The organism is Sulfurimonas sp. (genome assembly GCF_032250635.1).
Taxonomy (GTDB): Bacteria; Campylobacterota; Campylobacteria; order Campylobacterales; family Sulfurimonadaceae; genus Sulfurimonas.
In genome coordinates this window covers 1-8,653 of record NZ_JAVVFL010000087.1, presented here as the reverse complement: position 1 = coordinate 8,653, position 8,653 = coordinate 1, and the positions used below count along the sequence as shown (strand labels likewise).

Annotated in this window: 9 protein-coding genes; all 9 read left to right on the top strand. The window is 37.0% G+C overall.

Annotated elements, in window-relative coordinates; genetic code table 11:
• Positions 1-250: 250 nt before the first annotated feature.
• The 9 genes from rpsP (at position 251) to RQ763_RS06495 (ending at position 8,517) form a co-directional block, all read left to right on the top strand.
• A complete protein-coding gene (gene rpsP, locus RQ763_RS06535; protein ID WP_294879932.1) occupies positions 251-481 on the top strand; it encodes a 30S ribosomal protein S16 in 231 nt (76 codons plus the stop codon).
• Positions 482-483: 2 nt separating this feature from the next.
• The gene (locus RQ763_RS06530) at positions 484-720 is read left to right on the top strand and encodes a KH domain-containing protein (protein WP_294932287.1); all 237 of its coding nucleotides are present in this window, start codon (positions 484-486) and stop codon (positions 718-720) included.
• Positions 704-1,243: a ribosome maturation factor RimM gene (gene rimM, locus RQ763_RS06525; protein ID WP_314151874.1), complete on the top strand. Its 540-nt coding sequence runs from the start codon at positions 704-706 to the stop codon at positions 1,241-1,243. Before RQ763_RS06530 ends, rimM begins: the two co-directional genes overlap by 17 nt.
• Positions 1,243-1,938 (top strand): tRNA (guanosine(37)-N1)-methyltransferase TrmD, encoded by a 696-nt coding sequence (gene trmD, locus RQ763_RS06520; protein WP_314151873.1) that lies wholly within the window; start codon positions 1,243-1,245, stop codon positions 1,936-1,938. The genes rimM and trmD overlap by 1 nt, the downstream gene beginning before the upstream one ends.
• Positions 1,939-2,078: 140 nt before the next feature.
• Positions 2,079-2,438, top strand: coding sequence for a 50S ribosomal protein L19 (gene rplS, locus RQ763_RS06515; RefSeq protein WP_294932278.1), 360 nt, complete (start codon positions 2,079-2,081; stop codon positions 2,436-2,438).
• A 116-nt stretch (positions 2,439-2,554) separates the two neighbouring features.
• Positions 2,555-3,658, top strand: a complete 1,104-nt coding sequence (locus RQ763_RS06510) for a M20 family metallopeptidase (protein WP_314151872.1) — start codon at positions 2,555-2,557, stop codon at positions 3,656-3,658.
• Between the two features lie 12 nt (positions 3,659-3,670).
• Positions 3,671-4,579, top strand: a complete 909-nt coding sequence (locus RQ763_RS06505; protein ID WP_314151871.1) for a RimK family alpha-L-glutamate ligase — start codon at positions 3,671-3,673, stop codon at positions 4,577-4,579.
• Positions 4,580-5,905, top strand: coding sequence for a hypothetical protein (locus tag RQ763_RS06500; protein WP_314151870.1), 1,326 nt, complete (start codon positions 4,580-4,582; stop codon positions 5,903-5,905). It begins immediately after the preceding gene.
• A 14-nt stretch (positions 5,906-5,919) separates the two neighbouring features.
• The gene (locus RQ763_RS06495) at positions 5,920-8,517 is read left to right on the top strand and encodes a M14 family metallopeptidase (RefSeq protein ID WP_314151869.1); all 2,598 of its coding nucleotides are present in this window, start codon (positions 5,920-5,922) and stop codon (positions 8,515-8,517) included.
• The last annotated feature ends 136 nt before the right edge of the window (positions 8,518-8,653 follow it).

The following is an 8,653-nucleotide window of genomic DNA, read 5'->3' as shown; positions in this document are numbered from 1 at the left end:
CCGCATGATAAAACAGTTTAAAAATGCAGGTAAAATGGCTAAAAAACTCTCAGGTAAGGGTGGCATGAAAGATTTGCAAGCCATGATGGGTCAGATGGGCGGCGCGGGAGCTCTTAGAAGATAGCTTGGCATTTAACGCATGTAGAGGGTAAATCTATATACTTTTAGAAGTCTATAGATTTGCATTCAGAATGCAAAATTTAACATATACAGCAAGTTGAAATATGACTTGTGCAGAGAAGGACAAAACATGGCAACAGTAATTCGCCTCACTAGAATGGGAAGAAAAAAACAACCTTTTTACCGTATTGCGGTAACAGACTCACGTAAAAGAAGAGATGGTGGTTGGATAGAGCTAATTGGACATTATAATCCAATGGTAGCAGAGAAGACAATGGTTGTTGATAACGAAAGATTAGATTACTGGTTAAGCGTTGGCGCTAAAATGAGTGATCGTGTTAAAAAGATAACAGGTCGTTAATTATGATAGCTGATTTTGTCGCACAATTTGCAAGACTTATAGCCTCATACCCTGATGATATAAGAGTTGAAGTAAAAGAGGGCGATGAAACAACTGAAATTTTGCTCTATGCCAATCAAGCTGACATCGGAAAGCTGATAGGCAAAGAGGGCAAGATGATAGGCGCTATAAAAACCGTTATCTCAGGCTGCAAAGCTAAAGACGGTGTAAGTTACCGCATCAATGTCGAAGCAATCTAGCAAACTTCTTCATATTGCTACAATCGGCAAGAGTGTCGGTTTAAAAGGCGATGTGAAGCTCCACATAAAAAGTGATTTTCCAGAGCAGTTTAAAAAAGGCGCCTCTTTTTTCATAAATGAAAAAGAGAGTCTGACTATAAGTGAGATAAACCACGAGAGAGCTCTTGTGAAATTTTTGGGATACTCTTCATCTGAAGACACCAAAAAACTTACAAATAAAGGGCTCTATACAACGATAGAGAGAACAAGAAGTGAGTGTCATTTAGAAGATGGCGAATATTTTTGGTTCGATATTGAGGGCTGCACTGTAGTAGAAGATGGAGAAGTTTTAGGAGTTGTCGAAGAGGTTGAGAGAATCTCGGTTACTAATTATTTAAGTGTAAAAACTGATGAAAAATTAGTGGAAAAAGGTTTTGCAAAAACTTTTTTGATACCATTTAACAAGCCTTTTGCGATAAGCACTGATATTGATAAGAAAGTAATAACCGTTAGTGGCGGCATAGATATTCTAGAAGCTTCATAATGAAATTTACTTTTGTAACACTCTTTGAAAATATAGTCGAGGGTTATTTTAACGACTCTATTTTAAAAAGAGCTATTGAAAAAAAGATTTTAAATATTGAGTTTATAAATCCTAGAGATTATAGCAGCTCCAAACATGCCAAAGTTGATGATACCTCTGTAGGCGGAGGCGCCGGAATGGTTATGAATCCTCAGCCGCTCTTTGATGCTTTGGATGAACTAAGAGCCAAAGACGAGAATGTTCATCTTGTTTTTTTAACTCCTGTTGCGAAACCTTTTAGGCAAAACGATGCTAAAAGATTGGCAAAAAAGACCCATATAGCTTTTGTGAGTGGAAGATATGAGGGAATTGACGAGCGAGTTATAGAAAAATATGCTGATGAGGTTTTTAGTATTGGAGATTACATATTAACCGGAGGAGAGCTTGCCTCTTTGGTGTTATGTGATGCGGTTTCAAGAAATGTAGAAGGTGTTCTTGGCAACAGTGACTCTTTGAGCATAGAGAGCTTTGAGAGTGAACTGCTAGAGGCGCCCTCTTTTTCTAAACCGCAAAATTATGAAAACTATTGTGTTCCATCAGAATACTTAAAGGGAAATCACAGTAAAATTCGCTCACTAAAATTAGCTCTGTCTGAGTCTAAGACTAAATTCTTCAGACCAGAGCAGCTTTTAAAGCACAGAAGTAAGCAAAGATAGTCTTGAATTGCACTAGTGCAATGGGCTTTCTGCCGAAGAAAACTTAGCGTTAGCGTAGATAAAGGGACGAGTTCCTTTATCGTAATATAGCATATGAAGGGTTCTCTTCATTTTATGAAATAAAATTAAGGAAAGAGTTTATGAGAAATAAGTACATAGAAAACTTTGAAAAAGCACAAGTGCACGAGAAAATTATTCCAGACTTTCGTGCGGGTGATACTGTTCGTTTGGCAGTAACAATTAAAGAAGGTGACAAAACTCGTGTACAAAATTACGAGGGTGTTTGTATTGCAAAAAGAGGTCAGGGTACTGGCAAAACTATTACAGTTCGCAAAATCGGTGCTAACAGCATAGGTATTGAGAGAATATTTCCACTATATAGTGACTCTATTAGCGAGATAACAGTGATTCGTCGCGGTCGTGTTCGTCGTGCTAAACTGTTCTACTTACGTGATCTTGCGGGTAAAAAAGCTCGTATTAAAGAACTTAGAAGAAAATAATCTTCTAAGCTCCACCATTATAACTACTACCTTCACCAAAGTACGCCCTCTTTTATAAAATATAAACTTACTATATAGTACAATCCTCACATATTATTTTAACATGTGGAAACAGTATGACTTATCTGAACGATTTAAAAAGTGTAGTTGAGATAAATTCATACACAAAAAATAAGCCAGGTGTAGACAGAGTCGGGGAGCTTTTTGATAAATGGTTTAAAGAGTTGGGATTTCATGTTGAAGTACATGAGAGAGAGCTTATAGGCTCTCACCGCCACTACACCTCCAAATATAGTAAAAATACAAAAAGATTGCTACTTTTAGGTCATCTAGATACAGTTTTTCCTCCCGAGAAATTTGAGATTTACCATGAAGATACCGAGTGGGTTTACGGTCCAGGCGTATGCGATATGAAGGGTGGAAATATTGTCGCACTTCAGGCACTTCGTGAGATCAAAAACCAAAATATTGAGATACAAAATATAGACATTCTTCTGGTAAGCGATGAAGAGACTGGAAGCGATGACTCAAAGTTTTTGACATCAAAAATAGCAAAAAATTATGATTACTGCTTTGTTTATGAAGCAGCAGGAGTAGAGCTAGAGGTAGTGACGGGCAGAAAAGGAGTCGGTACTTTTTTTATAGACATTGAGGGCAAGGCCGCTCATGCAGGAAATTGCTACAGCGATGGACATGATGCTAATCTGGAAGCGTCCTATAAGCTTCAAGAGTTGGTAAAGCTTACTGATTTATCAAAAGGCACTACTGTAAATGTCGGCAAGATAGAAGGCGGTATAGGGGCAAATACTATATCTCCTCATGCGCAATTGACATTTGAGATTAGATATAAAGTTACGCAGGAGAGAGATAGAGTCTTGTCTGCAATAGAGGCTATTGTGCAACACTCTTATGTGAATGGAACGACTTCAAAACTAAGAGGCGCCATTCAAAGAGATGTTATGCAGACATCAGAGAGATCTCTTGAGTTGGTTGAGAGAATACAAAAGATTACAAACACAGCTTTAAAATATGAAGAGCGCGGAGGAGTAAGCGACGCCAATACCATGAGCTCATGCGGGGTTGTAACACTTGATGGTTTTGGTCCCTACGGAGATGGAGATCATACTCTTAAAGAGAGAGCAAACAAAGAGAGTTTCAAGAGCAGAATCGAGTTGAGCAGAGCACTTTTTGCTTATTTTATAGAAAAATCAGATTTTTAAGGGGAGTGTCAAATGTCAAGTAGAAAAATCGGTATGTGGCTTTATACAAACAGCGGTGGCGATAAAATTGCCAAAAAAATCATAAAAAAATTAAAAGATAGAGATATAGAGACACTTGATAATATTAATTTACGACATGCAATAGCAAGGAATAGTAATATTATCTACCAAGGGGAAAAATTAAATCATTTAGACCTCTTTTTTTCATATAACGCAGGAGAGCAGACGCAGTACCAGATGTATCTTTATCAAGCGCTCAATCGTCTTATTCCTATGATAAATTCTTATGAATCTTTTGCATTGACTGAGGATAAATTTCATACATCTTTGGTATTGAGAAATAATGGAATTAAAACGGCTGACTATAAGTTATGTCACAGAGATGATGGGCATGAGCTAAAAAAAATAATCAAAAAATGGGATAAGATGGTCTATAAGCCAACGGACGGCTGGGGCGGAGTAGGTCTTACAAAAATTGAAAATGAAGAGACTCTTAATATGTTAATGCCGTTTTTAAATCAAATGGATTTAAGATATTTTTATGTAGAAAAATTTATAGATTATGACAATACAGACTTTAGAATAGATATAGTGGACGGCAAATTCATAGGCTGTTATGGAAGAAAGGCAAGTGCGACCGACTGGCGAACAAATGTTACAAGCGGCGGAAGTGTATTTATGAGAGAAGCAAACGATGAAATTGTAGATATTGCCATCAAAGCGGCAAATACATGTGGTGTAGATATAGCCGGGGTGGATATTATATATGATAGAAAAAAAGAGGAGTATGTAGTTCTTGAAGTAAACGGCATACCAGCTTTTGCCACTCCTGAGCAAGAGAAAATGGGGCTTGCTTTTAATGATAGAAAGATTGACATGATAGTTGATTTAATAGATAGAAAAACAAAAAAGGATAAGTAGATGCAAGAAAAAAAGAAGCTTCCAAAGGTAGGATTTTTATATTTAGATTATGTGCTTAGATTTTTTGACTATAGCAATTTTAAAGGGTGGCCAGATAAGATAGAAACTGTTACATATCACTGGAAAAATGATAAAGAGAGATTTATAAAGGAAGTAAAACAAAAAGGTATCGATGTTTTAGTCGGTAATATTCCTGCAACAGCATACGAGACCTTTAAAGAGATTGCAAAGGCGTTGCCTCATGTAAGGTTTATCCCATCAATTGAGACACAGTTTTGCAATAAATCTAAAGAGAATGTAACACTTTTTTGTAATAAATATGACGTTGCTGCTCCAAAAACAATTATAACTTATGATGAAAAAGAGGCAGATGAGCACTTTAAGAGTTGTCACTATCCACAGATTGTAAAAAGAAGTTACGGAGCTTCCAACTACGGTGGATATTTTGTTCATAAAGTTGATAACTATAAAGAAGCAAAATCACTTTTAGCAGAAAAAAAGTATAAGCCAATCTATTCACAAGACGCTATACCTTTAAAAGATAGCGGAGATATCCGTGTTATGCTCATAGGTCATAAGCCAATCTGTGCATTTTGGCGCTATTCGGGCAAAGGAGAGTGGATAACAAACACTTCTCAGGGCGGAACTATGAGTTATGAAAATGTTCCTATGAACGTACTTGAACTGGCGGTCAAAGCAAGTAAAGCTGCAAAAGCGGAGTATTGGGCTTGCGATATAGCAATAGACGAAAATACAGATGAACCATATATTTTAGAGTGCGCGACGGCATTTGCCGCTTTTCCGTATGTAAGAGATTGGATAGGTCAATATATCATGTGGGATTTGAGCGGTGGCAAGTTTAGACTTCCTCATGTTCCGCTCTTTTCATGGGAAGAGCTTGGCAAAATGGATCCTTCTGTTTTAAGAACTCTGAGACACCTATATTTCGCAAAGTATGAGCCATCTGCGGACGGTGCTTACTGGTTAGCAGATAAAGGCAGTTTTGATATGGAGCAAACAGACGAGTCAAATCCATCTGATGTTCCCGCGTCAATAGAGCCTCCTCTAAGTGAGGACAAACTCCCAGATATGGTCAAAGGAGAGAGTGAAGCTGCATCATCTAAGATCAGTGAAACTAAACTTTATAAAGTAGAAGATGTATCTTTGACTGAGTTGATGACGCTTCAGGGGATGGAAGAGGATGTTGCCGTTAGCATCAAAGAGTTGGTTGATGAGAAAGAGATAACATCTTTTGAAAAACTATCAGAATATTTTACGGACTCAAAAGAGAAGATTCAGCAGTGGGCTAAATCTTTCATAAAGTAGTTTAGGGTGAAAAGTTGAGACAACAGTATAGTTCGTATGGCGAGTGTGTAGAATTTTTTAAAAATGCACAAAAGAGCAATCCAAATCTTTTTAAAGTTGAATCCATCGGTAAAACTTGGGAAGATAGGGATATTATAGCGGTAAGTATTACAAAAAACGTAGATAGGCATTTAGAAAAACCTGCACTTTTTTATACGGGAACAATTCATGCCAGAGAGTGGATAGGCATAGAGCTCTCACTTAGTTTTGCCAAATATATAATGGACCATATCGATTATGATCCTCAGCTAAATAGTATTTTAGACAGAACGACTCTCTACATGGTTCCATGTGCAAATCCCGACGGATTTGAATACTCCAGAAACCATTTCTCCTTTTGGAGAAAAAACAGAAGAAAAAATGCAGATGGAAGTTTTGGCGTCGACTTAAATAGAAATTTTAGCGTAGGATTTATTGCGAATAAAAATACTACATCAAACATATACTCTGGACCAAGCGCTTTTAGCGAGCCTGAAACTATGGCTTTGAGAGATTTTTTTCTAGCGCATAAAAATATTACGATAGCTCTGGATTATCACTCACAAGGCAATGTCTTCTTCCCCGCTCATAACTTTATGCATGAGGATGCACTTGATGCGATAGACTTAAATCTTCTTGCAGGAAATATGGCAGAGGAGATAAGAAAAGAGTCCGATCGCGAGTACGGTGTTCACATGGGCAAACCTCCCGTTCATCTTATCTCCGGAAGCGGTAGGGAATTTTACTATTCACATGGTGTTTTATCCTTGGTTGCTGAAGTTGGGACCAGAAATATAAGTGATTATATGGAGCATATGAGCGAGCATATTGATGAAAATTTACCTGCCATCATATATGCACTCTCAGAGGTAAATAACTATAAAAAAGAGCAATCTCTGCCAAGAGTTGAAAATTTTATAGCTACTGATGTGGGCTCAAAGGAGGTGGAGCTTACATGGGATTATATTGATAACGATGTGATATATTTTGAAATTTATCGCTCAAAAAATAAAAAGGGTTTTGCCCAAAGTTCAAATAGAATTGGTATGACAAAATTAAAAACATACACTGATAAAAATCTACCTTCATCTACAAATTACTACTATTATATTAGAGCAGTGTGTAAAGCAAGGCAGATAAAATCTCCTTTTGGACAAGTGCTCGGTGTTAGAACAAAACCGGCGGAGAGCATGTTCTCCAAAATTTTATATCCTTTAGCAGAAAAGATAGGTTATGTCGGCGAGAAGACGAAAAAAAATCCTGAGCATTTTGGGAATAACTCTCTTTTTGTCGGGGTTAGCGAGAGTAAAGGAGAGTGCTTTGGTGTTTGCGGCTTCTCTTTAAGTACAGTTCCCCAAAATGCAATTATAACCGGTGCATCAATCTCTTTTTACCCAATGAACAGAGTGTCGGTTCAAGTAGAGAATTTTGGAGAGTGGCGTGTCGGGCAGATTGATGAAAGAAGTATAGAAAATATTAGCAGTTTCCAAGAGATAAAAAATGCAAAAGTGCTTAGTTATATCGATAGACCCACGGGTTCGGCACAGCTCTCTCAGGGAATCTGGAGAAGGTATAAATTTGCAAAGCAGGAGTTGGATGTTTTGCAAGATTCCCTAAAGAGAGGAGAGGCACTCTTTCGCATGGAGGGTCCATCATCTCTTCCTCTTGATCGTGCTTCACAGCTTATGCAGTGGGATATCGGATACGGAAAGTTTAGCGGCGGGCTTACATACAGACCAAAACTGGATATTTCATATACATTAAACGAAGAAAAAATAGAACTTCGGTCTATGCATGAATATACAGTATCAAAAAGTGGTGTAACGCAGAACAAATTAGTTGCAGGTTTTGATAAGGATGCTCAGGAAGAGTATGCATGTTTTGAGTTTGATCTTTCTCAACTACCTCATATGGAAAACAGCATAATATCAACCTCTTACATAGAGCTTTATGTTGATGATATAAATTCAGACAGTAATTTGCGTTTTCATACAGAGATGGTTTTAGATTGTGAGGAGAGAAATTATGAAAAAATAAGAGAAAGAAAAATAATTGAGAGAATCGGTTATGATTTTAGTATCTCCGATATTAAAAAAACACCGACTCAAAGATTTGTTTTTGACACACACTCTATAAATGAGATGGTAGAGAACTCTATAAAAAACAGAGAAAGTTCAAAAGCGGTCTTTATTATATCTGCGTCTGCGCAAAAGCTGCTTTCTAAATCCCAATATATAAGTTGCATGGATTCAATAAGAGAAAAAAGACCTTCTCTTATTGTCAATTATATAAAAAAGAGAAGAAATCCACCGCCAATGGTCTCCAATCTTAGAAAGTCAATAGAAAACGATATGATAAAGATTGAGTGGGATTTACCCAAAGATGACGGTTACAGGGGTGCTATTGTTGTAAAGAACCCATTTAGAGTGCCTTGTTCACCGTACGATGGGCAGAAACTTTATGGCGGAGTAGATAGTTATACATATGATAATTTTGGCGATAAAGATGTACATAAATATTATGCGGTTTTTTCATATGATGATGTTCCAAATTTTTCAAAACCTGCATATATAGAAATAAATAGCGATAAATAAGTGGAAATTTTATGTCATATGGTGATGTATAAAAAATCTTCTTAAATCTTTTTACGATTTAAGAATCCGCTAAGCTACCACTCCCTATAATTCCCCTCCACAAACAAAGAGACCTAAAGTTTAGGATTAAAAATCT

Bases quoted from the DNA above. Each gene is read 5' to 3' on its own strand.
- rpsP (WP_294879932.1), top strand. From the start codon at position 251: ATGGCAACAGTAATTCGCCTCACTAGAATGGGAAGAAAAAAACAACCT.
- RQ763_RS06530 (WP_294932287.1), top strand. From the start codon at position 484: ATGATAGCTGATTTTGTCGCACAATTTGCAAGACTTATAGCCTCATAC.
- rimM (WP_314151874.1), top strand. From the start codon at position 704: ATGTCGAAGCAATCTAGCAAACTTCTTCATATTGCTACAATCGGCAAG.
- trmD (WP_314151873.1), top strand. From the start codon at position 1,243: ATGAAATTTACTTTTGTAACACTCTTTGAAAATATAGTCGAGGGTTAT.
- rplS (WP_294932278.1), top strand. From the start codon at position 2,079: ATGAGAAATAAGTACATAGAAAACTTTGAAAAAGCACAAGTGCACGAG.
- RQ763_RS06510 (WP_314151872.1), top strand. From the start codon at position 2,555: ATGACTTATCTGAACGATTTAAAAAGTGTAGTTGAGATAAATTCATAC.
- RQ763_RS06505 (WP_314151871.1), top strand. From the start codon at position 3,671: ATGTCAAGTAGAAAAATCGGTATGTGGCTTTATACAAACAGCGGTGGC.
- RQ763_RS06500 (WP_314151870.1), top strand. From the start codon at position 4,580: ATGCAAGAAAAAAAGAAGCTTCCAAAGGTAGGATTTTTATATTTAGAT.